The 25,342-nt window shown below is 66.5% G+C and carries 19 protein-coding genes and 5 tRNA genes; all 24 read left to right on the forward strand.

Annotated features, from left to right (window positions below; all coding sequences use genetic code 11):
* Positions 1–116: 116 nt before the first annotated feature.
* The 24 genes from lolB (at position 117) to tuf (AB5T46_RS02220) (ending at position 25,221) form a co-directional block, all read left to right on the forward strand.
* On the forward strand, positions 117–755 hold the full coding sequence (gene lolB / locus AB5T46_RS02105) for a lipoprotein insertase outer membrane protein LolB (RefSeq protein WP_370562171.1): 639 nt from the start codon (positions 117–119) through the stop codon (positions 753–755).
* A 10-nt stretch (positions 756–765) separates the two neighbouring features.
* Positions 766–1,632, forward strand: a complete 867-nt coding sequence (gene ispE, locus AB5T46_RS02110) for a 4-(cytidine 5'-diphospho)-2-C-methyl-D-erythritol kinase (protein WP_370562172.1) — start codon at positions 766–768, stop codon at positions 1,630–1,632.
* 74 nt (positions 1,633–1,706) lie between these two features.
* A tRNA-Gln gene (locus tag AB5T46_RS02115) sits at positions 1,707–1,783 on the forward strand.
* Positions 1,784–1,918: 135 nt separating this feature from the next.
* A complete protein-coding gene (locus tag AB5T46_RS02120) occupies positions 1,919–2,878 on the forward strand; it encodes a ribose-phosphate diphosphokinase (RefSeq protein ID WP_149195987.1) in 960 nt (319 codons plus the stop codon).
* Between the two features lie 158 nt (positions 2,879–3,036).
* Positions 3,037–3,720, forward strand: coding sequence for a 50S ribosomal protein L25/general stress protein Ctc (locus tag AB5T46_RS02125; protein ID WP_370562173.1), 684 nt, complete (start codon positions 3,037–3,039; stop codon positions 3,718–3,720).
* Positions 3,721–3,777: 57 nt separating this feature from the next.
* Positions 3,778–4,362 carry an aminoacyl-tRNA hydrolase gene (pth, locus tag AB5T46_RS02130; RefSeq protein WP_370562174.1) on the forward strand — a complete coding sequence of 195 codons (585 nt, stop codon included), beginning with the start codon at positions 3,778–3,780 and terminating at the stop codon, positions 4,360–4,362.
* 80 nt (positions 4,363–4,442) lie between these two features.
* Entirely contained in the window at positions 4,443–5,534 is a 1,092-nt protein-coding gene (gene ychF, locus AB5T46_RS02135) for a redox-regulated ATPase YchF (RefSeq protein WP_370562176.1), read from the forward strand.
* A 282-nt stretch (positions 5,535–5,816) separates the two neighbouring features.
* A tRNA-Tyr gene (locus AB5T46_RS02140) sits at positions 5,817–5,902 on the forward strand.
* Between the two features lie 23 nt (positions 5,903–5,925).
* A tRNA-Gly gene (locus AB5T46_RS02145) sits at positions 5,926–5,999 on the forward strand.
* A gap of 155 nt (positions 6,000–6,154) precedes the next feature.
* Positions 6,155–6,230, forward strand: a tRNA-Thr gene (locus tag AB5T46_RS02150).
* Positions 6,231–6,275: 45 nt separating this feature from the next.
* Positions 6,276–7,466 carry an elongation factor Tu gene (gene tuf / locus AB5T46_RS02155; RefSeq protein WP_370562177.1) on the forward strand — a complete coding sequence of 397 codons (1,191 nt, stop codon included), beginning with the start codon at positions 6,276–6,278 and terminating at the stop codon, positions 7,464–7,466.
* Between the two features lie 178 nt (positions 7,467–7,644).
* Positions 7,645–7,720: transfer RNA gene (locus tag AB5T46_RS02160), tRNA-Trp, on the forward strand.
* Between the two features lie 37 nt (positions 7,721–7,757).
* Entirely contained in the window at positions 7,758–8,138 is a 381-nt protein-coding gene (gene secE, locus AB5T46_RS02165) for a preprotein translocase subunit SecE (RefSeq protein ID WP_370562178.1), read from the forward strand.
* Between the two features lie 16 nt (positions 8,139–8,154).
* A complete protein-coding gene (nusG, locus tag AB5T46_RS02170; RefSeq protein ID WP_370562180.1) occupies positions 8,155–8,730 on the forward strand; it encodes a transcription termination/antitermination protein NusG in 576 nt (191 codons plus the stop codon).
* A 154-nt stretch (positions 8,731–8,884) separates the two neighbouring features.
* Complete coding sequence (gene rplK, locus AB5T46_RS02175) at positions 8,885–9,313, forward strand: 50S ribosomal protein L11 (RefSeq protein WP_149196634.1); 429 nt, start codon at positions 8,885–8,887, stop codon at positions 9,311–9,313.
* 4 nt (positions 9,314–9,317) lie between these two features.
* Positions 9,318–10,019: a 50S ribosomal protein L1 gene (gene rplA / locus AB5T46_RS02180; RefSeq protein ID WP_370562181.1), complete on the forward strand. Its 702-nt coding sequence runs from the start codon at positions 9,318–9,320 to the stop codon at positions 10,017–10,019.
* A 426-nt stretch (positions 10,020–10,445) separates the two neighbouring features.
* Positions 10,446–10,970, forward strand: a complete 525-nt coding sequence (rplJ, locus tag AB5T46_RS02185) for a 50S ribosomal protein L10 (RefSeq protein WP_370562183.1) — start codon at positions 10,446–10,448, stop codon at positions 10,968–10,970.
* A gap of 174 nt (positions 10,971–11,144) precedes the next feature.
* A complete protein-coding gene (gene rplL / locus AB5T46_RS02190; protein WP_370562185.1) occupies positions 11,145–11,522 on the forward strand; it encodes a 50S ribosomal protein L7/L12 in 378 nt (125 codons plus the stop codon).
* Positions 11,523–11,841: 319 nt separating this feature from the next.
* Positions 11,842–16,014: a DNA-directed RNA polymerase subunit beta gene (rpoB, locus tag AB5T46_RS02195; protein WP_370562187.1), complete on the forward strand. Its 4,173-nt coding sequence runs from the start codon at positions 11,842–11,844 to the stop codon at positions 16,012–16,014.
* A gap of 128 nt (positions 16,015–16,142) precedes the next feature.
* Complete coding sequence (gene rpoC, locus AB5T46_RS02200) at positions 16,143–20,378, forward strand: DNA-directed RNA polymerase subunit beta' (RefSeq protein WP_370562188.1); 4,236 nt, start codon at positions 16,143–16,145, stop codon at positions 20,376–20,378.
* A 347-nt stretch (positions 20,379–20,725) separates the two neighbouring features.
* Positions 20,726–21,100 (forward strand): 30S ribosomal protein S12, encoded by a 375-nt coding sequence (gene rpsL / locus AB5T46_RS02205; protein ID WP_370562190.1) that lies wholly within the window; start codon positions 20,726–20,728, stop codon positions 21,098–21,100.
* A 102-nt stretch (positions 21,101–21,202) separates the two neighbouring features.
* Entirely contained in the window at positions 21,203–21,670 is a 468-nt protein-coding gene (gene rpsG, locus AB5T46_RS02210; RefSeq protein ID WP_370562191.1) for a 30S ribosomal protein S7, read from the forward strand.
* Positions 21,671–21,840: 170 nt separating this feature from the next.
* Positions 21,841–23,931 carry an elongation factor G gene (gene fusA, locus AB5T46_RS02215; protein WP_370562192.1) on the forward strand — a complete coding sequence of 697 codons (2,091 nt, stop codon included), beginning with the start codon at positions 21,841–21,843 and terminating at the stop codon, positions 23,929–23,931.
* 99 nt (positions 23,932–24,030) lie between these two features.
* Positions 24,031–25,221, forward strand: a complete 1,191-nt coding sequence (gene tuf / locus AB5T46_RS02220; protein WP_370562177.1) for an elongation factor Tu — start codon at positions 24,031–24,033, stop codon at positions 25,219–25,221.
* Positions 25,222–25,342 lie beyond the last annotated feature (121 nt).

Here is a 25,342-nt window from a genome sequence, read left to right on the forward strand (position 1 = left end):
GAGCGCGTTGCGTTGAGGCGGCTCCCTCCTGTGAAGGAGGGGGGCAGGGGGGATTTGCTTTTGACCTTCACCCCACTTTCCTTTCGGCGAAAGCGTGCGCCGCGCTGCTCGTCGCAATGCTGGCCCTGGCCGGCTGTGTCTCGCAGCCGCAGCGGGCGCCGGCGCCCGCTGCCCTGACCGGCACCGCGCTGGCGGCGGCGGCGGCGCGGGTCGAGGCGCGCGAGGCGCGGGTGCGCGCGGTGGCGCGGCTGGATTTCAGCGGCCGGGTGGCGTTGTCGAACGGTCGCGAAGGCGGCAACGGCCGCATCGAGTGGTCGCAGGCCGGCGACGGCTATCGCGTGGTGCTCAGCGCGCCGGTGACGCGGCAGAGCTGGAGCCTGGCCGGCGACGCCGCCGGCGCGAGGATCGAGGGCCTCGACGGCGGCCCGCGCGAGGGTCGCGACGTCGAGTTGCTGCTGCTCGAGGCGACCGGCCTGCGGATCCCGGTCGGGGCGATGGCGGCCTGGGCCGCCGGGATCCGCGCCGATGCCGGCGCGTTCGGCCCGGCCCGGCTGCATTTCGATGCCGGCGGGACCCTGGTCCGCATCGAGCAGGACGGCTGGACCATCGATTACCAGGCCTGGCAGCCGGCGGACGCGGCCGATGCCGAGGTCCCGCGGCTGCCGCTGCGCATCAGCGCGCAGCGCGGTGAGGCGCGGGTGCGTCTGATCGTCGACCAATGGGCGCTGGGCGCCGCGCCGGCGCAGGGCGGCTGACGCGGTGCCCATGCCGGCGGATGGATGGAGCGCCTGGCCGGCGCCGGCCAAGCTGAACCTGTTCCTGCGCATCACCGGCCGCCGGCCCGACGGCTACCATGCGCTGCAGACGGTATTTCGCCTGCTGGACTGGGGCGACACCCTGCGCCTGCGGCCGCGCAACGACGGTCGCATCGTCCGCCACGGGGCGTTGGCGGCGGGGGTGGAGAGCGCCGAGGACCTGGCGGTGCGTGCTGCTAAATTGCTGCAAACAGAAGCGAATATCAGCCAAGGCGCCGACATCATCGTCGAAAAGTGCATTCCCGTCGGTGGTGGTTTCGGAGGTGGTTCGTCCGATGCGGCAACCGTGCTCGTCGTCCTCAACCGGCTTTGGGGCGCCGGCCTGGGCGGCGCCCGGCTGGCCGAACTCGGCTTGCGGCTCGGTGCCGACGTGCCGGTGTTCGTGCGCGGCGCGAACGCCTGGGCGGAAGGCGTCGGCGAGCGGCTGTCGCCGCTGGCGCTGCCGCCGGCCTGGTACCTGCTGGCCGATCCCGGCGTCCGGGTGTCCACCGCGACCCTCTTCCAGAGTATTGAATTGACGCGAAATGCTGCGCCCGCGACAATACCCGACTTCACTTCGGGTGCTCCGCTCGGCAATGCGTTCGAGCCGGTGCTGCGCCGCCGCGAACCGGCCGTCGAGGCCGCGTTCGCAGCGCTGGCGCGGGTCGGCTCGCCACGGTTGACCGGGACCGGTAGCGGCTGCTTCGTCGAATTCGCCACGCGCGAATCCGCCGAGGCCGCGCTTGCCCGGCTGCCACCCGGCCTCGCGGCCTGGGTGGTCGCCGGCGCGGCGCGCTCGCCGCTGCTGGAGGCGCTTGAAGTGAGGAGAGAGGAGTGAGAAACGAGTAACGGCGTTCGCGCTTCAAGCTTTCACTCGTTTCTCACTCCTCTTTACTCGTTTCTCGGCATTGAAGGGGCGTAGCCAAGTGGCCCAAGGCACCGGGTTTTGATCCCGGCATTCGCAGGTTCGAATCCTGCCGCCCCTGCCAACTGCCGGGAGTCGGGAATGGAGAATCGGGAATCGTAGAAGCAGTGCACCGCCGCTTTTCCGATTCCCCATTCCCGATTCCCCATTCCCGGCTCCATCCCCCCGCCACGGTCAGAGCGACGCGGAGAACCCTCCAATGAAAGAAGATCGCAACCTCCTGATCTTCTCGGGAAATGCCAACAAGCCGCTGGCGCAGGCTGTCTGCCGCGAGCTCGGCACGCGCCTGGGCAAGGCGCTGGTGTCGAACTTCTCGGACGGTGAGGTGCAGGTCGAGATCGAGGAGAACGTGCGCAAGCAAGAGGTGTTTGTGCTGCAGCCGACCTCCGCGCCGAGCGCCGAGCACCTGGTGGAGCTGCTGGTGCTGATCGACGCGCTCAAGCGCGCCAGCGCCGCCAGCGTGACCGCGGTGGTGCCGTACTTCGGCTACGCCCGCCAGGATCGCCGCCCGCGCTCGTCGCGGGTGCCGATCACGGCCAAGGTGGCGGCGCGGATGTTCGGCGCGGTCGGCTGCGATCGCGCGCTGACCATCGACCTGCACGCCGACCAGATCCAGGGATTCTTCGACATCCCGGTCGACAACGTGTACGCCTCGCCGCTGCTGCTCGCCGACATCTGGCGCGCGCACGGCACCGACAACCTGATCGTGGTCTCGCCGGACGTCGGCGGCGTGGTGCGCGCCCGGGCGATCGCCAAGCGCCTCGACGACGCCGACCTGGCGATCATCGACAAGCGCCGGCCGCGCGCCAACGTCGCCACGGTGATGAACATCATCGGCGACGTCGAGGGCAAGACCTGCGTGCTGGTCGACGATATCGTCGATACCGCCGGCACCCTGTGCGCGGCGGCCGGGGCACTCAAGGACAACGGCGCCACCAAGGTGGTGGCGTACTGCACGCACCCGGTGCTGTCGGGCGCGGCGATCGACAACATCACCCGCTCGCAGCTGGACGAACTGGTGGTTACCGACACCATCCCGCTGGCGTCGGCGGCGCAGGCCTGCAACCGGATCCGGCAGCTCAGCGTCGCCGAGCTGCTGGCCGAAACGATCCGCCGGATCGCCTTCGGCGAGTCGGTGAGTTCGTTGTATGTGGATTAGGGGCCGGGATTCGTGATTCGGGATTCGGGATTCGTGAAAGCGGAAGCCGTCTCCAATCCCGAATCCCCAATCCCGGCTTTTCAACCGTCTCTCCTGGTCGCGGGAGAGACGCCAAAGCCGCCGCGAGGCGGTTCATTCAACCAAGGTAGTGAAACAACATGGCAACCACGCATGAAATCAAGGTGCAGCGCCGCGAGGACGAGGGGAAGGGTGCGAGCCGCCGCCTGCGTCACTCGGGCAACGTGCCGGCGATCGTCTATGGCGGCGATCTCGACCCGGTGAGCATCCAGCTCGTCCACGAGGACGTCCTGCTCGCCAGCAAGAACGAATGGTTCTACTCGTCGATCCTCGACCTGAACCTCGGCGGCGACCTGCAGAAGGTGCTGCTGCGCGATATGCAGCGGCACCCGTACAAGCAGCAGATCATGCACCTGGACTTCCAGCGCGTCAGCGCCGACCAGGCGCTGCGCACCTCGGTGCCGCTGCACTTCCTCAACGAGGACAAGTCGCCGGCCGGCAAGGCGGCCGACGTGGTGATCACCCACGAGATGAACGAAGTGGAGATCAGCTGCCTGCCGCAGGACCTGCCCGAGTACGTCGAGGTGGACCTGGGCGAGCTGAAGCTCGGCGACGCGATCCACCTGTCCGACCTGAAGCTGCCGCAGGGCGTCGGGATTCCCGAGCTGAAGTTCGGCAAGGAGCACGACGTCGCCGTGGTCATCGCCCGTCACGGCCGCATCGAAGCCGCGGAAACCGAGGGCGAGGAGGCCGAGGGCTCCGCCGAGGTTCCGGCGAGCAAGGTCGACGAAGACGCCGGCAAGTCCGCCGGCGACGACAAGTAACGGGTGAGCGACGCCTGTCGGGGCGCCCACGCGGGCGCTCCGGCATCGGTGTACGCGATGACGGCGTTGCGGCTCATCGTCGGACTGGGCAATCCCGGTCCCGAATACGCGCGGACCCGGCACAATGCCGGGTTCCACTTCGTCGACGCGCTCGCCGAGCGCGCCGGTGAACGCTTCCGGATCGACGCCAAGCTGTTCGGCGAGACCGCGAAGATCGCCGTCGGCGGTCACGCGTTGTGGCTGCTGAAGCCGGCGACCTTCATGAACCTGAGCGGCAAATCGGTCACTGCCGCCCTGCGTTTCTGGAAGATCGAACCCGAGGAATGCCTGGTGGTCCACGACGAGCTGGACCTGCCCCCGGGCGTGGTGCGGTTGAAGTTCGACGGCGGCCACGGCGGCCAGAACGGCCTGCGCGACATCATGCGCCTGCTCGGGCACGGCCGGTTCCATCGCCTGCGGATCGGCATCGGGCATCCCGGCCACAAGGACAAGGTGACGCCCTGGCTGCTCAAGGGCGGCCCCGGCAAGGAAGACGAAATCCTCATCGACCGCGCCTTCGATGATGCCCTCGGCGTGCTGCCGCTGGCGGTCGCCGGGGACTTCAACGAGGCGATGAAGCGGTTGCATACAAGCAGGGATTAGGGATTAGGGATTGGGGATTCGGGATTTGGAAGCGCGGCTCTTCCGAATCCCGAATCCCGAATCACCAATCACGGATTTCCATGGGCATCAAATGCGGCATCGTCGGCCTGCCCAACGTCGGCAAGTCGACCCTGTTCAACGCACTGACCAAGGCGGGCATCGCCGCGGCCAACTTCCCGTTCTGCACGATCGAGCCCAACGTCGGCGTGGTGCCGGTGCCGGATCCGCGGCTCAACCAGCTGGCGGAAATCGTCAAGCCGCAGAAGGTGCTGCCCACGGCGGTCGAGTTCGTCGACATCGCCGGCCTGGTGGCCGGCGCGGCCAGCGGCGAGGGGCTCGGCAACAAGTTCCTGGCGCACATCCGCGAGGTGGACGCGATCGCGCACGTGGTGCGCTGCTTCGACCACGGCGACATCGTGCACGTGGCCGGCAAGATCGATCCGGTGTCGGACATCGAGACCATCGACACCGAGCTGGCCCTGGCCGACCTGGAATCGGTGGAGCGGGCGCTGCAGCGCGCCGAGCGCTCGGCCAAGACCGGAGAGAAGGAGGCCAAGGCGCGGGTCGAGGTGCTGACGCGGGTGCGCGACGGGCTGGATGCCGGCAAGCCGGCGCGGGCGCTGGCGCTGTCCGCCGACGACCGCGCTGCGCTGCGCGACCTGTTCCTGCTGACCTTGAAGCCGGTGATGTACGTGGCCAACGTGCTCGAGGACGGTTTCGAGAACAATCCGTACCTGGACATCGTGCGCGAGCGCGCGGTGGGCGAGGGCGCCGAGGTGGTGCCGGTGTCGGCGGCGATCGAGGAGGAGCTGTCGCAGCTCGACGAGGCCGATCGCGACGTGTTCCTGGCAGACCTGGGCCTGGACGAGCCGGGGCTGAACCGGGTGATCCGCGCCGCCTACAAGCTGCTCGGCCTGCAGACCTACTTCACCGCCGGGGTGAAGGAGGTCCGTGCCTGGACGGTGAAGTCCGGCGCCACCGCGCCGCAGGCGGCGGCGGCGATCCATACGGATTTCGAGAAGGGCTTCATCCGCGCCGAGACGATCGCCTTCGACGACTTCATCCGCTATCGCGGCGAGGCCGGCGCCCGGGATGCCGGCCGCCTGCGCCTGGAGGGCAAGGAGTACCGGGTCCAGGAGGGCGACGTCCTGCATTTCCGCTTCAACGTCTAGGGGTGCGGCTACGCGCCCGTCATTCCGCGCGCAGGCCGCGATCCGGGTTGCCGCCGCTGCCAGCCGGCGCCTCGTTGGGCTGCGCAGGCACTGACGGCTGCGGCCAGGCGGCTCGTTAATGTTCGTGAACATGCGGCCGTCCTTGCCGGAGGGCACCGCCGATCGTGCCGGCTCGGGCCGCCGATGCGCCGGATCGACCGACGCAAGGGCCGGTACGCGTTGACAGGCCTTCCGCTTCAGGCGAAAATCGCGGGCTGTTTTCACCGGCTTGCCAGAAACACCGGAGGGATACCCAAGCGGCCAACGGGGGCAGACTGTAAATCTGCTGGCTTACGCCTTCGGTGGTTCGAATCCACCTCCCTCCACCAGCTCCATGCAAGTTCCGCGCGGCGCGGGAGTAGTTCAACGGTAGAACCTCAGCCTTCCAAGCTGATGGTGCGGGTTCGATTCCCGTCTCCCGCTCCATTGGACCCCGCGACAGCAGGACACCAGTTACCTACCGGGGCAAGGATGCCCCGGCGCGCGACGCGGAAGCGGCGTGCGGGAGCGAACCCCGGCTTGGCCGGGGTCGCGACGCAGAAGTCGGGCAGGAGTCCGGTCTTTTGCAACAAAAATGCCACGCTCACGTAGCTCAGTCGGTAGAGCACCTCCTTGGTAAGGAGGAGGTCGATGGTTCGATTCCATTCGTGAGCACCATCTTCAGCAGTCTTCCATTCCAACAGTTCAACGAGAAACGCAACCATGGCCAAGGGTAAGTTCGAGCGCACCAAGCCCCACGTGAACGTGGGCACGATCGGTCACGTGGACCACGGCAAGACGACGCTGACGGCGGCGCTGACGAAGGTGGGCGCGGAACGGTTCGGTGGCGAGTTCAAGGCCTACGACGCGATCGACGCGGCGCCGGAGGAGAAGGCGCGCGGGATCACGATTTCGACGGCGCACGTGGAGTACGAGAGCGCGAACCGGCACTACGCGCACGTGGACTGCCCGGGACACGCGGACTACGTGAAGAACATGATCACCGGAGCGGCGCAGATGGACGGCGCGATCCTGGTGTGCTCGGCGGCGGACGGCCCGATGCCGCAGACGCGCGAGCACATTCTGCTGGCGCGGCAGGTGGGCGTGCCGTACATCGTGGTGTACCTGAACAAGGCCGACATGGTGGACGACGCCGAGCTGCTGGAGCTGGTGGAGATGGAGGTGCGCGAGCTGCTGGAGAAGTACGAGTTCCCGGGCGACGACACCCCGATCATCACCGGTTCGGCGCTCAAGGCGCTGGAAGGCGACGAGTCGGAGATCGGCGTGCCGTCGATCCTGAAGCTGGTGGAGGCGCTGGACAGCTACATTCCGCAGCCCGAGCGCGACATCGACAAGGCGTTCCTGATGCCGGTCGAGGACGTGTTCAGCATTTCCGGTCGCGGCACGGTGGTGACCGGGCGGATCGAGCGCGGGATCGTGAAGGTGGGCGACGAGATCGAGATCGTGGGCATCCGTCCGACCACCAAGACGACGGTGACGGGCGTGGAGATGTTCCGCAAGCTGCTGGACCAGGGGCAGGCGGGCGACAACGCCGGGCTGCTGCTGCGCGGCACCAAGCGCGACGACGTGGAGCGCGGCCAGGTGCTGGCCAAGCCGGGCTCGATCACCCCGCACACGCAGTTCGAGGCGGAGGTGTACGTGCTGTCGAAGGACGAGGGCGGCCGCCACACGCCGTTCTTCAAGGGTTATCGTCCGCAGTTCTACTTCCGGACCACGGACATCACCGGGGCGGTGACGCTGCCGGAGGGCACGGAGATGGTGATGCCGGGCGACAACGTGAAGATGGTGGTGGAGCTGATCAACCCGGTGGCGATGGACGAGGGCCTGCGCTTCGCGATCCGCGAGGGCGGCCGCACCGTCGGCGCCGGCGTGGTGGCCAAGATCCTGAAGTGACGATCTGACCCGTGCGCCCACCATGGCGCACGGCTTTGTCAGATCGTCATCCCGGCGAAAGCCGGGATCCAGGCCCGCGCCACCAGGCGCAAGCCGGGATCCAGCGAAACGAGCCGAACGGCGGGCCGGATCTTCGGTCCGCCTTCGCCGTCTAAAGGAAACCGTCGAAGCAAACGATACGCCAGTAGCTCAATTGGCAGAGCAGCGGTCTCCAAAACCGCAGGTTGGGGGTTCGAGTCCCTCCTGGCGTGCCACCCGTCGGAAGCAGCCGAAAGGTACGCACTGAAACGCATGAACAGCAGAGTAGAGCAATCCCGGGGCACGTCCAGCGGCGACATCGTCAAGTACGCGCTCGCGCTGTTGCTGGTGGTCGCCGGTGTGTTCGCCTTCTACTGGTTCGACGGCCAGTGGCCGGCGCCGGCGCGGGTGCTGGCGGTGGCGGCGGGCGTGATCGCCGGCGCGGTGGTGTTCCTGACCAGCGGCAAGGGCGTGCAGACCCGCGAGTTCCTGTCCGAGACGCGCTTCGAACTGCGCAAGGTGGTCTGGCCGACGCGGCAGGAAGCGGTGCGGATGACGTGGGTCGTGATCATCGCGGTGATCATCATCGCGCTGATCCTTGCCGGCTTCGACACCGTGATCCAATGGCTGCTGCGCCTGTTCCTGGGCCAATGACGGAGATTCGGGTTTGATGGAAACACAAGAAGTCGACAAGCGCTGGTACGTGGTGCATGCCTACTCCGGCTTCGAGAAGTCGGTGGCGCAGGCGCTGCGCGACCGCATCGTGCGTGCCGGGATGCAGGACCGCTTCGGCGACGTGCTGGTGCCGACCGAGGAAGTGGTGGAAATGCGCGCCGGCCAGAAGCGCCGTTCCGAGCGCAAGTTCTTCCCCGGCTACGTGCTGGTGCAGATCGCCACCCACGAGGAAAGCGGCATTCCGCGGATCGACAGCGAGAGCTGGCACCTGATCAAGGAAACGCCGAAGGTGATGGGCTTCATCGGCGGCACCGCCGACCGCCCGCTGCCGATCAGCGACAGCGAGGCCGACGCGATCCTGCAGCGCGTGCAGGAAGGCGTCGAAAAGCCGCGCCCGAAGGTGCTGTTCGAGCCGGGGCAGATGGTCCGCGTCAACGACGGCCCGTTCAACGACTTCAACGGCGTGGTCGAGGAAGTCAACTACGAAAAGAGCCGCCTGCGTGTGGCGGTGCTGATTTTTGGGCGTTCCACGCCGGTCGAGCTGGAGTTCGGCCAGGTGGAGAAGGCCTGAGTAGCCGGGAATGGGGAATCGGGAATAGGGAATCGATAGAGCTTTCGGCTTTCACGATTCTCCATTCCCGATTCCCGATTCCCATTACGAAGCGACGGGGAGCTATACGAGCCAGCAACGGCTCCGAGGCGTTCGAACCCGAGGAGAAGCAACAATGGCAAAGAAAGTCGTCGGTTACATCAAACTGCAGGTCAAGGCCGGGCAGGCCAATCCGAGCCCGCCGGTCGGCCCTGCGCTGGGCCAGCGCGGCCTCAACATCATGGAGTTCTGCAAGGCGTTCAACGCCGCCACGCAGAAGCTGGAGCCGGGCCTGCCGATTCCGACCGTGATCACGGCCTACTCGGATCGTACCTTCACCTTCATCACCAAGACGCCGCCGGCGTCGATCCTGCTGAAGAAGGCGGTCGGCATCCAGTCGGGCTCGAAGCGTCCCAACACCGAGAAGGTGGGCAAGGTGACGCGCAAGCAGCTCGAAGAGATCGCCAAGACGAAGGAGCCGGACCTGACCGCGGCCGATCTGGAAGCGGCGGTGCGCACGATCGCGGGCTCGGCCCGCAGCATGGGCTTGACGGTGGAGGGCTGACGACATGGCGAAGCAGACGAAGCGACAGAAAGCGAGCATGGCCGCGGTCGAGCCGGGCAAGGCCTATCCGATCGGGGAAGCGCTGAAGATCATCAAGGACCACAGCAAGGCGAAGTTCAACGAGGCGGTCGACGTGGCCGTGCGCCTCGGCGTCGATGCCAAGAAGTCGGACCAGCAGGTGCGCGGCTCGACCGTGCTGCCCGCCGGCACCGGCAAGACCGTGCGCGTGGCGGTGTTCGCACCGGCCGGCGCCAAGGCCGAAGAGGCCCTGGCCGCGGGCGCCGATGTCGTGGGCATGGACGACCTGGCCGAAAAGATGCAGGGCGGCGACCTGAGCTACGACGTGGTCATCGCCACGCCGGACGCGATGCGCGTGGTCGGCAAGCTCGGCACGCTGCTCGGTCCGCGCGGCCTGATGCCGAACCCGAAGGTGGGCACGGTCTCCCCGAACCCGGGCGAGGCAGTGAAGAACGCCAAGGGCGGCCAGGTCCGCTACCGCACCGACAAGGCCGGCATCATCCATTGCACCATCGGCAAGGCCGACTTCGAGGACGGCAAGCTGCAGGAGAACCTGCAGGCGCTGCTGGCGGACCTGGTCAAGGCCAAGCCGGCGACCGCCAAGGGCACCTACCTGCAGAAGGTTTCCATCAGCTCGACCATGGGCCCCGGCGTCGCCGTCGACCAGTCGTCGCTGGCGCTGAAATGATGAAGCCAGGAACGAGAAACGAGGAACGAGTAACGAGAGGAAAAGCCACGGCGCCCGAGAATGGGCCGCTGCTCTCTCGTTTCTCGTTTCTCTCCACTCGTTCCTAGATTTTTGAGGGCATCGCAACGGGTTTCGGCCCAGCGCGGCGCCGTCAAAGACCGCAGGCGCGGTCTGCGTGGCAACGACGACGGGCACGGAGGCTCGAATTGGCAGGGAATCGCCGTCGTTGCATGCGTCGACCGCTTAATCCCGGACCGCGCGAGCGGGAAAGGGCCTGCGTAGATGGTCGCCGACCCTCCAGTGGATTCTGGAAACGGCTGCCAACCGAGAGCGCTTCGGCGTTCCCCGCATCGAAGGACCGATGCGGCCCCAGGACCGCCCCGACGAGGAACCCGACGGGCGGAATGAGTAGTCAGGAGGAGTGCAATGGCTCTTAATCTGAACCAGAAGAAGGAAGTCGTTGCCGAACTGGCCGAGGTCGCCGGCAAGGCGCACTCGCTGGTCGCCGCCGAGTATGCGGGTCTGACGGTCGAGCAGTTGACCGGCCTGCGCAGGAAGGCGCGTCAGGAAGGCGTGTTCTTGAAAGTAGCCAAGAACACGCTGGTCTCGCGCGCGGTGGAGGACACCGATTATGCCGTCGTCAAGGACGCGCTGGTCGGCCCCCTGCTGTACGCCTTCTCGCAGGAAGACCCCGGTGCCGCCGGACGTCTGATCCAGGAGTTCGCCAAGGCGAACGACAAGCTGAAGCCGCGCCTCGTGTCGTTGGGCGGGCAGATGTACCCGGGCTCCCATGTGGATGTCCTGGCGTCGCTGCCGACCCGCGATCAGGCGTTGTCGATGCTGCTCAGCGTCATGGTCCAGCCCGCCACCATGCTGGTGCGCGTTCTGGCCGAGCCGGCCTCGCAGGTCGCCCGCGTCACCAACGCGGTCGGCCAGCAGAAAGCCGCCTGACGGCGGCTTTGGGATTCGAGATTCGGGATTGGGGATTCGCAAAAGCAAAGGCAGCAGCTTCGGCTTTACGAATCCCGAATCACCAATCCCGAGTCCCCCGGCAAACAACCAGTTCGGTATCCGAGTTCCAAATCAATCAGCCGTTTCCAAAATTAGTTAACAGAGGTAATCACGATGTCCCTTTCGAATGAAGAAATCATCGAAGCGATCAGCAGCAAGACCCTCGTCGAGGTGATGGAGCTGGTCAAGGCGATGGAAGAGAAGTTCGGCGTGTCCGCCGCCGCTCCGGTGGCCGTCGCCGCCGGGCCGGCCGCCGCCGCCGCCGCTCCGGCCGAGGAGCAGACCGAGTTCACCGTGCTCCTGAAGGCCACCGGCGAGAAGAAGGTCGAGGTCATCAAGGTGGTCCGCGCGATCACCGGCCTGGGCCTGAAGGAAGCCAAGGACCTGGTCGAGAGCGCGCCGAAGGAAGTGAAGGAAGGCGTGTCGAAGGACGAGGCCGAGAAGTTCAAGAAGGACCTCGAGGCCGCCGGCGCCACCGCCGAGCTGAAGTAAGCGTTAGTTGCGTCGCCAGATCCATCAGGCGACCAGCCGGGGCTGGGGGCGAAAGCCCCCGGCCTTTGGCCGTTGTTGAAAGGCCGGGATTAGGGAGTAGGGATTCGGGATTGGTAAAACGGAAAGCTCCGTTTTTGCCAATCCCGAATCCCGAATCTCCAATCCCGGCTCCATAGAGTCGACAGTCGGAAGTAGCGGGAGAAGGCGTGCTGGTGCCGGCAATACCAGCGACTTCCCACTGGCGATTTTCCCGATCAGATATTGATTCCCCCAGAGCCGCGGACGCGCGGCTCGCAGATGCCAAAGGCGGTCATTCCTCATGACGACATCCCCGCAGCAATCCGGTTATTCGTTCACCGAAAAGAAGCGTATCCGCAAGGACTTCGGCAAGCGCCGGACCATCCTCGAGGTGCCGTTCCTGCTTGCGATCCAGGTCGACTCGTATCGCGACTTCCTGCAGGCGGACGTCGATCCGGCCAAGCGCCAGGACCGCGGCCTGCACGCCGCGCTGAAATCGGTGTTCCCGATCGTCAGCTACAACGGTTACGCGGCGCTGGAGTACGTCGGCTACAAGCTGGGCGATCCGGTGTTCGACGAGCGCGAGTGCCGTAACCGCGGCCTGTCCTACGGCGCGCCGCTGCGCGTGACCGTGCGCCTGGTGATCTACGACCGCGAGTCGTCCAGCAAGGCGATCAAGTACGTGAAGGAGCAGGAGGTCTACATGGGCGAGATCCCGCTCATGACCGGCAACGGCACCTTCATCGTCAACGGCACCGAGCGCGTCATCGTCTCGCAGCTGCACCGCTCCCCGGGCGTGTTCTTCGACCACGACCGCGGCAAGACCCACAGCTCGGGCAAGCTGCTGTACTCGGCGCGCATCATCCCTTACCGCGGTTCGTGGCTCGACTTTGAGTTCGACCCGAAGGACGCGCTGTTCACCCGCATCGACCGCCGCCGCAAGCTGCCGGTGTCGATCCTGCTGCGTGCGCTCGGCTACTCCAACGAGGAGATGCTGAACGAGTTCTTCGAGATCAACACCTTCCACATCGATCCCGAGCAGGGCGTGCAGCTCGAGCTGGTGCCCGAGCGCCTGCGCGGCGAGACCCTCGATTTCGACCTCGCCGACGGCGACCAGGTCATCGTCGAGGCCGGCAAGCGCATCACCGCGCGCCACACCAGGCAGCTGGAGCAGTCCGGGATCGCCGCGCTGGCGGTGCCGGACGAGTACCTGTTGGGCCGCATCCTCTCGCATGACGTGGTCGATCCGGAGACCGGCGAGCTGCTGGCCACCGCCAACGACGAGATCAGCGAGGAACAGCTCGCCTCGTTCCGCAAGGCCGGCGTCGAGGCGGTCGGCACCATCTGGGTCAACGATCTCGATCGCGGCCCGTACATCTCCAATACCCTGCGCATCGATCCGACCAAGACCCAGCTCGAGGCGCTGGTCGAGATCTACCGCATGATGCGTCCCGGCGAGCCGCCGACCAAGGATGCCGCGCAGAACCTGTTCCACAACCTGTTCTTCACCTTCGAGCGCTACGACCTGTCGGGCGTGGGCCGGATGAAGTTCAACCGCCGCCTCGGCCGTAAGGAGACCGAGGGCGCCTCGGTGCTCTACGACTCGCATTACTACGCCGAGCGCAAGGACGAGGATTCGGCGAAGCTGCGCGAGCAGTTCGGCGACACCTCCGACATCCTCGACGTGATCAAGGTGCTGACCGAGATCCGCAACGGCCGCGGCACCGTCGACGACATCGACCACCTCGGCAACCGCCGCGTGCGTTCGGTCGGCGAGATGGCCGAGAACGTGTTCCGCGTGGGCCTGGTGCGCGTCGAGCGCGCCGTGCGCGAACGCCTGACCATGGCAGAGGCCGACGCGCTGACCCCGCAGGAGCTGATCAACGCCAAGCCGGTCGCGGCGGCGGTGAAGGAGTTCTTCGGTTCGTCGCAGCTGTCGCAGTTCATGGACCAGAACAACCCGCTGTCCGAGGTCACCCACAAGCGCCGCGTCTCCGCGCTCGGCCCGGGTGGCCTGACCCGCGAGCGCGCCGGCTTCGAGGTGCGCGACGTGCACCCGACCCATTACGGCCGCGTCTGCACCATCGAGACCCCGGAAGGTCCGAACATCGGCCTGATCAACTCGCTGGCGGTGTTCGCCCGCACCAACCGCTATGGCTTCCTCGAGACGCCGTACCGCAAGGTGGTGGGCGGCAAGGTGACCGACGAGATCGAGTTCCTCTCGGCGATCGAGGAGAACGAGTACGTCATCGCCCAGGCCAACGCGCCGCAGGACGACAAGGGCAACCTCGACGCGCAGTTCGTCGACTGCCGCTACCAGGGCGAGTCGCTGCTCAAGCCGCCGTCGGAGGTCGACTTCATGGATGTCTCGCCGATGCAGACCGTGTCGGTCGCCGCGGCGTTGGTGCCGTTCCTGGAGCACGACGATGCCAACCGCGCGCTGATGGGCGCCAACATGCAGCGCCAGGCGGTGCCGACGCTGCGTGCGCAGAAGCCGCTGGTCGGGACCGGCATCGAGCGCGCCGTGGCGCGCGACTCGGGCGTGACCGTGAATGCCCGCCGCGGCGGTGCGATCGAGCAGATCGACGCCGGCCGCATCGTGGTCAAGGTCAACGAGGAGGAGATCTCCGGCGAGCACGATGCCGGCGTCGACATCTACTCGCTGATCAAGTACACGCGCTCCAACCAGAACACCTGCATCAACCAGCGCCCGCTGGTGAACGTGGGCGACGTGATCGCGCGCGGCGACGTGCTGGCCGACGGCCCCTCGACCGACATCGGCGAGCTGGCCCTGGGCCAGAACATGCTGGTCGCGTTCATGCCCTGGAACGGCTACAACTTCGAGGATTCGATCCTGCTCTCCGAGCGGGTGGTCGAGGAGGACCGCTACACCACGATCCACATCGAGGAGCTGACCGCGGTCGCCCGCGATACCAAGCTGGGGCCGGAGGAGATCTCCGCCGACATCCCGAACGTGTCCGAGCAGGCGCTCAACCGCCTCGACGAGTCGGGCGTGGTGTACATCGGCGCCGAGGTCCGCGCCGGCGACATCCTGGTCGGCAAGGTCACGCCGAAGGGCGAGTCGCAGCTCACTCCGGAGGAGAAGCTGCTGCGCGCGATCTTCGGCGAGAAGGCGTCCGACGTGAAGGACAGCTCGCTGCGCGTGCCGCCGGGCATGGACGGCACCGTCATCGACGTGCAGGTCTTCACCCGCGACGGCATCGAGAAGGACAAGCGCGCGCGCCAGATCGAGGAGAACGAGGTCAAGCGCGTCAAGAAGGACTTCGACGACCAGTTCCGGATCCTGGAGGGTGCGATCTACGCCCGCCTGCGCTCGCAGATCGTCGGCAAGGTCGCCAACGGCGGCGTCGGCCTGAAGAAGGGCGACGCCATCACCGACGCCTTCCTCGACGGATTGAAGAAGTCCGACTGGTTCGCGATCCGCATGAAGGACGCCGAGGCGGTCGAGGCGGTCGAGCGCGCGCAGAAGCAGATCGAGGCGCACCGCAAGGAGTTCGACCTGCGCTTCGAGGACAAGCGCGGCAAGATCACCCAGGGCGACGACCTCGCCCCGGGCGTGCTGAAGATGGTCAAGGTGTTCCTGGCGGTGAAGCGCCGCATCCAGCCGGGCGACAAGATGGCCGGCCGCCATGGCAACAAGGGCGTGATCTCCAACATCGTGCCGGTCGAGGACATGCCGTACATGGCCGACGGCACCTCGGTCGACATCGTACTCAATCCGTTGGGCGTGCCGAGCCGCATGAACATCGGGCAGATCCTGGAAACCCACCTGGGCTGGGCCGCCAAGGGCCTGGGCCAGAAGATCCAGCGCATGCTCGAGGCGCAGGCCAAGGTCGCCGATCTGCGCAAGTTCCTCGACGAGGTCTACAACCACGACAGCAAGCTGATCGGCGAACGCGTCGACCTCAAGCAGTTCAGCGATGCCGAGCTGTTGGCGCTGGCGAAGAACCTCACCGACGGCGTACCGATGGCAACGCCGGTGTTCGACGGCGCGGCCGAGTCCGAGATCAAGGCCATGCTAACGCTCGCCGATCTGCCGACCAACGGCCAGACCCAGCTGTACGACGGCCGGACCGGCGAGGCGTTCGACCGTCACACCACGGTCGGCTACATGCACATGCTGAAGCTGAATCACCTGGTCGACGACAAGATGCACGCGCGCTCGACCGGTCCGTACTCGCTCGTCACCCAGCAGCCGCTGGGCGGCAAGGCGCAGTTCGGCGGCCAGCGTTTCGGCGAAATGGAAGTCTGGGCGCTGGAAGCCTACGGCGCGGCCTACACCCTGCAGGAAATGCTGACGGTGAAGTCCGACGACGTGCAGGGCCGCAACCAGATGTACAAGAACATCGTCGATGGCGAACACGAGATGGTCGCCGGCATGCCGGAGTCGTTCAACGTGCTGGTCAAGGAGATCCGCTCGCTGGCCATCAACATGGAGCTGGAAGAACACTGAGAGCCGTGATTGGGAATTCGCGATTCGTGATTCGACAAAACATGAAGCATCGAATCCGAAGACCGCGAATCCGCATTGACTGATCGCCAATCACCAATCACGAATCACGCTCCACCGGAGACAAATCAATGAAAGACTTGCTCAACCTCTTCAACCAGCAGCGTCCGACGCTCGATTTCGACGCGATCAAGATCGCGCTGGCTTCGCCGGACATGATCCGTTCCTGGTCCTACGGCGAAGTCAAGAAGCCGGAGACCATCAACTACCGCACCTTCAAGCCGGAGCGCGACGGGCTGTTCTGCGCCGCGATCTTCGGACCGGTCAAGGACTACGAGTGCCTGTGCGGCAAGTACAAGCGCATGAAGCACCGTGGCGTGGTGTGCGAGAAGTGCGGCACCGAGGTCACCCTGGCCAAGGTACGCCGCGAGCGCATGGGCCACATCGACCTGGCCTCGCCGGTCGCGCACATCTGGTTCCTGAAGTCGCTGCCCTCGCGCATCGGCCTGATGCTGGACATGACCCTGCGCGACATCGAGCGCATCCTCTATTTCGAGGCGTTCGTCGTCACCGAGCCGGGCCTGACCCCGCTCGAGCGCGGCCAGCTGCTCAACGAAGAGCAGTTCATGCAGATGCGCCAGGAGCACGGCGACGACTTCGACGCCGCGATGGGCGCCGAGGCCGTCTACGACCTGCTGCGCACGATCGACCTGCAGGCCGAGATGGTCCAGCTCAAGGAGGACATCGCCGCCACCGGTTCGGAGACCAAGCTCAAGCGCCTGACCAAGCGCATCAAGCTGGTCGAGGCCTTCGTCGAGTCGGGCAACCGTCCCGAGTGGATGATCATGACGGTGTTGCCGGTGCTGCCGCCGGACCTGCGTCCGCTGGTGCCGCTGGACGGCGGCCGCTTCGCGACCTCCGACCTCAATGACCTGTACCGCCGGGTCATCAACCGCAACAACCGCCTGCGGCGCCTGCTCGAGCTCAACGCGCCGGACATCATCGTGCGCAACGAGAAGCGCATGCTGCAGGAGTCGGTGGATGCGTTGATGGACAACGGCCGCCGCGGCCGCGCCATCACCGGCACCAACAAGCGCCCGCTGAAGTCGCTGGCCGACATGATCAAGGGCAAGCAGGGCCGGTTCCGTCAGAACCTGCTCGGCAAGCGCGTCGACTACTCGGGCCGTTCGGTCATCGTGGTCGGCCCGACCCTGCGCCTGCACGAGTGCGGCCTGCCGAAGAAGATGGCGCTGGAACTGTTCAAGCCGTTCATCTTCTCCAAGCTGCAGCGTCGCGGCCTGGCGACCACGATCAAGGCCGCCAAGAAGCTGGTCGAGCGCGAGGAAGCCGAGGTCTGGGACATCCTGGAAGAGGTGATCCGCGAGCATCCGGTGCTGCTCAACCGCGCGCCGACCCTGCACCGCTTGGGCATCCAGGCGTTCGAGCCGGTGCTGATCGAGGGCAAGGCGATCCAGCTGCACCCGCTGGTCTGCACCGCGTTCAACGCCGACTTCGACGGCGACCAGATGGCCGTGCACGTGCCGTTGAGCCTGGAGGCCCAGCTGGAAGCGCGCGCGCTGATGATGTCGACCAATAACATCCTCTCGCCCGCCAACGGCGAGCCGATCATCGTGCCGTCCCAGGACGTCGTGCTCGGCCTGTACTACATGACCCGCGCGCTCGAGGGCAAGAGCGGCGAGGGCATGGCCTTCGCCAACGTGGCCGAGGTCAAGCGCGCCTACGACCACCGTGTGGTCGAGCTGCACGCCAAGGTCAAGGTGCGCATCACCGAGACGGTGATCGACGAAGAGGGCAACAAGGAGCGCCGCACCTCGGTCGTGGACACCACGGTCGGCCGCGCGCTGCTGGCCGAGATCCTGCCCGACGGCCTGCCGTTCGCGTTGGCCAACACCGAGCTGACCAAGAAGAACATCAGCCGGTTGATCAACTCCTGCTATCGCCAGCTGGGCCTGAAGGACACGGTGGTGTTCGCCGACAAGCTGATGTACACCGGCTTCGCGTACGCCACGCGGGCGGGCGTGTCGATCGGCATCGACGACATGACCATCCCGGACGAGAAGAAGGGCATCCTGGCCGAGGCCGAGACCGAGGTGCTGGAGATCCAGCAGCAGTACCAGTCGGGCCTGGTCACCGCGGGCGAGCGCTACAACAAGGTGGTCGACATCTGGTCGCGCACCAACGAGCGCGTCGCCAAGGCGATGATGGACGCGATCGGCACCGAGACCGTGACCAACGCCAAGGGCGAGAAGGTCACGCAGAAATCGATGAACTCGATCTACATCATGGCCGACTCCGGCGCCCGTGGTTCGCAGGCGCAGATCCGCCAGCTGGCCGGCATGCGCGGCCTGATGGCCAAGCCGGACGGCTCGATCATCGAGACCCCGATCACCGCGAACTTCCGCGAGGGCCTCAACGTCCTGCAGTACTTCATCTCCACCCACGGTGCCCGAAAGGGGCTCGCGGACACGGCGCTGAAGACGGCGAACTCCGGTTACCTGACCCGTCGCCTGGTCGACGTGGCGCAGGACGTGGTGATCACCGAGGACGACTGCGGCACCACCACCGGCCTGACCATGACCCCGATCGTGGAAGGCGGCGACGTGGTCGAGCCGCTGCGCGATCGCGTGCTCGGCCGCATCGTGGCCGAGGACGTCTACCTGCCGGGCGACGACGAGGATCCGATCGTTACCCGCAACACCCTGCTCGACGAGGCCTGGGTGCAGAAGCTCGAGGACGCCGGCGTGCAGACGATCCAGGTGCGCTCGACGATCACCTGCACCTCGTCGTTCGGCGTCTGCGCCATGTGCTACGGCCGCGACCTCGGCCGCGGTCACCTGGTCAACCACGGCGAGGCGGTCGGCGTGGTCGCCGCGCAGTCGATCGGCGAGCCCGGCACGCAGCTGACCATGCGTACGTTCCACATCGGTGGTGCGGCCTCGCGTGCTGCGGCGATCGACAACGTTACCGTCAAGACCACCGGCTCGGTCAAGTTCAACAACCTGAAGTCGGTCAACCACGCCAGCGGCGGCCTGGTCGCGGTGTCGCGTTCGGGCGAGCTGTCCGTGCTCGACGGCCACGGCCGCGAGCGGGAGCGCTACAAGCTGCCCTACGGCGCGATGGTCAACATCAAGGACGGCGCCGCGGTCAAGGCCGGGCAGACGGTCGCCAGCTGGGATCCGCATAACCACCCGATCGTGTCGGAAGTCGCCGGTTCGATCCGCTTCGTCGACTTCATCGACGGCGTCACCGTGATCGAGAAGACCGACGAGCTGACCGGCCTGGCCTCGCGCGAGATCACCGATCCCAAGCGTCGCGGTTCGCAGGGCAAGGACCTGCGCCCGCTGGTGCGCATCGTCGACAAGAAGGGCAACGACCTCACCATCCCGGGCACCGACCTGCCGGCGCAGTACCTGCTGCCGCCGCGCTCGATCGTCAACCTGCAGGACGGCGATGCGGTCGGCGTCGGCGACGTCGTCGCCAAGATCCCGCAGGAAGCGTCCAAGACCCGCGACATCACCGGTGGCCTGCCGCGCGTGGCCGACCTGTTCGAGGCCCGCAAGCCGAAGGATCCGGCGATCCTGGCCGAGAAGTCCGGTGTGGTTAGCTTCGGCAAGGACACCAAGGGCAAGCAGCGCCTGATCATCAAGGGACCGGATGGCGACGAGCACGAGGAGCTGATTCCGAAGTACCGCCAGATCATCGTGTTCGAGGGCGAGCACGTCGAGAAGGGCGAGACCGTGGTCGACGGCGAGCCGAGCCCGCAGGACATCCTGCGCCTGAAGGGCATCGAGGAGCTGGCCGCCTACCTGGTCAAGGAGATCCAGGACGTCTACCGCCTGCAGGGCGTGAAGATCAACGACAAGCACATCGAGGTGATCATTCGCCAGATGCTGCGCAAGGTCGAGATCACCGATTCCGGCGACAGCCGGTTCCTGCATGGCGAGCAGGTCGAGCGTCAGCGCGTGATCGAGGCCAACGCCCGCGCCGAGTCCAAGAACGAGCTGCCGGCGAGGTTCGACCCGGTACTGCTGGGCATCACCAAGGCCTCGCTGGCGACCGAGTCGTTCATCTCCGCGGCCTCCTTCCAGGAGACCACCCGCGTGCTGACCGAGGCGGCCGTGCGCGGCACCCGCGACGGCCTGCGCGGCCTGAAGGAGAACGTCATCGTCGGCCGCCTGATCCCGGCGGGCACCGGTCTGGCCTACCACGCCCAGCGCCGTCGCGATGCTTCCGGGCTGACCGAGTCGGAGATGGAGGCCCTCTCGGGCGGTGCCGCCGAGGAAACCTCGGCGGTCGCCGAGGGCGCCGGCGGCGACTCCGGCCCGGAGGCGGGCGCGGACGAGTGAGCCACGGCCGCGGATTTCCCGACACCGGCGGCGGACGGCCGCCGCCGGGGCTTGTGAAACCCTGCCGATGACCCTATAACTGCACGCCAGCGACGGTCTCAGGGCCGTCCCAGATCACGAAATGAGGCGCCATGGACGCGCCTCGTATTCGGCCCAGGATGGGCGGGATGACGCGGAAACGTCACCCGGTGGCGCCTTGCGGCGGACTCCGGGCGCATGGGTTGGTCTTGCGTTGACGCTCGGCGTCTGCGCCGGCTATACTTTTCCGTCTCGGCGGGCCGGGTTCACCTGGCCTGTCTTCGTTTTTCACGCATGGGCTCCGGCCCCAACGACAGAACCCACACACGATGGCAACGATCAACCAGCTGGTGCGGAAGCCGCGCAGCCCGGAAACCTACAAGAGCACCTCGCCCGCGCTGGCGAACTGCCCGCAGCGGCGCGGCGTATGCACGCGCGTCTACACCACGACGCCGAAGAAGCCGAACTCGGCCCTTCGCAAGGTCGCCAAGGTGCGCCTGACCAACGGTTACGAGGTCATCTCGTACATCGGCGGCGAAGGCCACAACCTGCAGGAGCACTCGGTGGTGTTGATCCGCGGCGGCCGCGTCAAGGATCTGCCGGGCGTGCGCTACCACACCGTCCGCGGCTCGCTCGACGCCGCCGGTGTCGCCAAGCGCAGGCAGGCCCGTTCGAAGTACGGTGCCAAGCGCCCGAAGGGTTGAGGCATCGCCATCCGTTCCGACCGACCGCGCCGACGAGTCGCGGGTCGGAGCACCGACCTCGGCAGTCGCCGAATCGAAGATTGATAGAACAAGGTCTGCATCATGTCCCGTAAAGGTTCTGCTCCGCAGCGCAACGTCCTGCCCGACCCCAAGCACGGCAGCGAGACGATCGCGCGTTTCATCAACATGGTCATGAAGAGCGGCAAGAAGTCCGTCGCCGAGAAGATCGTCTATGGCGCCATGGACGTCATCGGCGAGAAGAACGGCGACGCCCTCGAGCTGGTCGAGAAGGCGCTCGGCAACGTGTCGCCCTCGGTCGAGGTGAAGTCGCGCCGCGTCGGCGGCGCCACCTATCAGGTGCCGGTCGAAGTGCGTGCGTCGCGCCGCAGTGCGCTGGCGATGCGCTGGCTGATCGAGTCTGCGCGCAAGCGCGGCGAGAACACCATGCCGCGCAAGCTGGCGGGCGAGCTGATCGATGCCGCCGAAAGCCGCGGCGGCGCGATCAAGAAGCGCGAGGAAACCCACCGCATGGCGGAAGCGAACAAGGCGTTCGCGCACTACCGCTGGTGATCCCCGGCGCACCCTGAGGGGTGCCCATCCAGGCGTCCGCCACGCATGCCGCGGGACGCCGCCTGCGACCCGGCCCGTCCGGGCCGCGACCGCGAATCCGGAAGCCGCCGTCCTGGCGGCGTCTGGCCATTCCGGCCCGGCATTGCCGGGCCCAGAAACGAGAGACGACCGTGGCTCGCACCACTCCCATCGAACGCTATCGCAATTTCGGCATCATGGCCCACATCGATGCCGGCAAGACCACCACGTCCGAACGCATCCTGTTCTACACCGGTGTCAGCCACAAGATCGGCGAAGTCCATGACGGCGCCGCGGTGATGGACTGGATGGAACAGGAGCAGGAGCGCGGCATCACCATCACTTCCGCCGCCACGACGGCGTTCTGGAAGGGGATGGACCAGTCGCTGCCCGAGTACCGCCTCAACATCATCGACACCCCCGGCCACGTCGACTTCACCATCGAGGTCGAGCGTTCGCTGCGCGTGCTCGACGGCGCGGTGTTCGTGCTGTGCGCGGTCGGCGGCGTGCAGCCGCAGTCCGAGACGGTGTGGCGCCAGGCCAACAAGTATTCGGTGCCTCGGCTCGCGTTCGTCAACAAGATGGACCGCACCGGCGCCAACTTCGACAAGGTCGTCGAGCAGCTCAAGACCCGCCTGGGCGCCTATCCGGTGCCGATGCAGACGCCGGTCGGCGCCGAGGACGGCTTCGAGGGCGTGATCGACCTGATCAAGATGAAGTACATCCACTGGGATCCGGCCTCGCAGGGCACGATCTTCGAGTACCGCGAGGTTCCCGCCGAGCTGGCCGACAAGGCCGCCGAGGCGCGCAACTTCATGGTCGAGGCTGCGGCCGAGGCCAACGAGGTGCTGATGGACAAGTATCTCGGCGGCGAGGAGCTGAGCGAGGACGAGATCGTCGCCGGCCTGCGCGAGCGCACGCTGAAGACCGAGGTGATCCCGGTGTTCTGCGGCAGCGCGTTCAAGAACAAGGGCGTGCAGGCGATGCTCGACGGCGTCGTGCAGCTGCTGCCGTCGCCGGCGGATCGTCCGCCGGTGCAGGGCGTCGACGACTCGGAGAACGAGGCGTCGCGCAAGGCCTCCGACAGCGAGCCGTTCGCGGCGCTGGCGTTCAAGATCATGACCGATCCGTTCGTCGGTTCGCTGACGTTCTTCCGCGTCTACTCGGGCGTGCTCAACTCCGGCGACCAGGTCTACAACCCGGTCAAGTCGAAGAAGGAGCGCGTGGGCCGCATCCTGCAGATGCACTCCAACAACCGCGAGGAGATCAAGGAAGTGCGCGCCGGCGACATCGCCGCCGCGGTCGGCCTGAAGGACGTCACCACCGGCGACACCCTGTGCACCCAGGACAACATCATCACCCTGGAGCGGATGATCTTCCCGGAGCCCGTCATCTCGATGGCGGTCGAGCCGAAGACCAAGTCCGACCAGGAGAAGATGGGCCTGGCGCTGGGCCGCCTGGCGCAGGAGGATCCGTCGTTCCGCGTGCGTACCGACGAGGAGTCCGGACAGACGATCATCTCCGGCATGGGCGAGCTGCATCTGGAGATCCTGGTCGACCGCATGAAGCGCGAGTTCAACGTCGAGGCGAACGTCGGCAAGCCGCAGGTCGCCTACCGCGAGACCATCCGCAAGGCGGTCAAGGCCGAAGGCAAGTTCGTGCGGCAGTCGGGCGGCAAGGGCCAGTTCGGTCATGTCTGGCTCGAGATCGAGCCGCAGGAGCGCGGCGAAGGCTATGTGTTCGAGAACGCGATCGTCGGCGGCGTGGTGCCGAAGGAATACATCCCGGCGGTCGACAAGGGCATCCAGGAAGCGATCGCCAACGGGCTGATGGCCGGGTATCCGATCGTCGACGTCAAGGTGAAGCTGGTCGACGGCTCGTACCACGAGGTCGACTCGTCGGAAATGGCGTTCAAGATCGCCGGCTCGATGGGCTTCAAGGAAGGCTTCCACCGCGCCAGCCCGGTGCTGCTGGAGCCGATCATGAAGGTCGAGATCGTCACCCCCGAGGACTACCTGGGCGACGTGATGGGCGACGTCAGCCGCCGTCGCGGCATCCTGCAGGGCTCGGACGACACGCCGTCGGGCAAGGTGATCAACGCCATGCTGCCGCTCGGCGAGATGTTCGGCTACGCCACCTCGTTGCGGTCGATGTCGCAGGGTCGCGCCACCTTCACGATGGAGTTCGACCACTACGCGGAAGCGCCGGCCAACATCGCCGAGACGGTCACAAAGAAATCGTGATTCGTGATTCGGGATTCGTGATTCGACAGAGCACGAATCCCGCTTTAAGCGAATCACCAATTACGAATCACGAAACTACGAATCACGGAGCTAAAACCAATGGCCAAGGGTAAGTTCGAGCGCACCAAGCCCCACGTGAACGTGGGCACGATCGGTCACGTGGACCACGGCAAGACGACGCTGACGGCGGCGCTGACGAAGGTGGGCGCGGAACGGTTCGGTGGCGAGTTCAAGGCCTACGACGCGATCGACGCGGCGCCGGAGGAGAAGGCGCGCGGGATCACGATTTCGACGGCGCACGTGGAGTACGAGAGCGCGAACCGGCACTACGCGCACGTGGACTGCCCGGGACACGCGGACTACGTGAAGAACATGATCACCGGAGCGGCGCAGATGGACGGCGCGATCCTGGTGTGCTCGGCGGCGGACGGCCCGATGCCGCAGACGCGCGAGCACATTCTGCTGGCGCGGCAGGTGGGCGTGCCGTACATCGTGGTGTACCTGAACAAGGCCGACATGGTGGACGACGCCGAGCTGCTGGAGCTGGTGGAGATGGAGGTGCGCGAGCTGCTGGAGAAGTACGAGTTCCCGGGCGACGACACCCCGATCATCACCGGTTCGGCGCTCAAGGCGCTGGAAGGCGACGAGTCGGAGATCGGCGTGCCGTCGATCCTGAAGCTGGTGGAGGCGCTGGACAGCTACATTCCGCAGCCCGAGCGCGACATCGACAAGGCGTTCCTGATGCCGGTCGAGGACGTGTTCAGCATTTCCGGTCGCGGCACGGTGGTGACCGGGCGGATCGAGCGCGGGATCGTGAAGGTGGGCGACGAGATCGAGATCGTGGGCATCCGTCCGACCACCAAGACGACGGTGACGGGCGTGGAGATGTTCCGCAAGCTGCTGGACCAGGGGCAGGCGGGCGACAACGCCGGGCTGCTGCTGCGCGGCACCAAGCGCGACGACGTGGAGCGCGGCCAGGTGCTGGCCAAGCCGGGCTCGATCACCCCGCACACGCAGTTCGAGGCGGAGGTGTACGTGCTGTCGAAGGACGAGGGCGGCCGCCACACGCCGTTCTTCAAGGGTTATCGTCCGCAGTTCTACTTCCGGACCACGGACATCACCGGGGCGGTGACGCTGCCGGAGGGCACGGAGATGGTGATGCCGGGCGACAACGTGAAGATGGTGGTGGAGCTGATCAACCCGGTGGCGATGGACGAGGGCCTGCGCTTCGCGATCCGCGAGGGCGGCCGCACCGTCGGCGCCGGCGTGGTGGCCAAGATCCTGAAGTGACGATCTGACCCGTGCGCCCACCATGGCGCACGGCTTTGTCAGATCGTCATCCCGCGCCAGGCGGACCTCCCCGCCGCGGCGAGGCATGGCCCGTCGCCACGGGTGGTGCCAATGACTCGCC

Source organism: Luteimonas salinilitoris (assembly GCF_041300785.1).
Classification (GTDB): Bacteria; Pseudomonadota; Gammaproteobacteria; order Xanthomonadales; family Xanthomonadaceae; genus Luteimonas; species Luteimonas salinilitoris.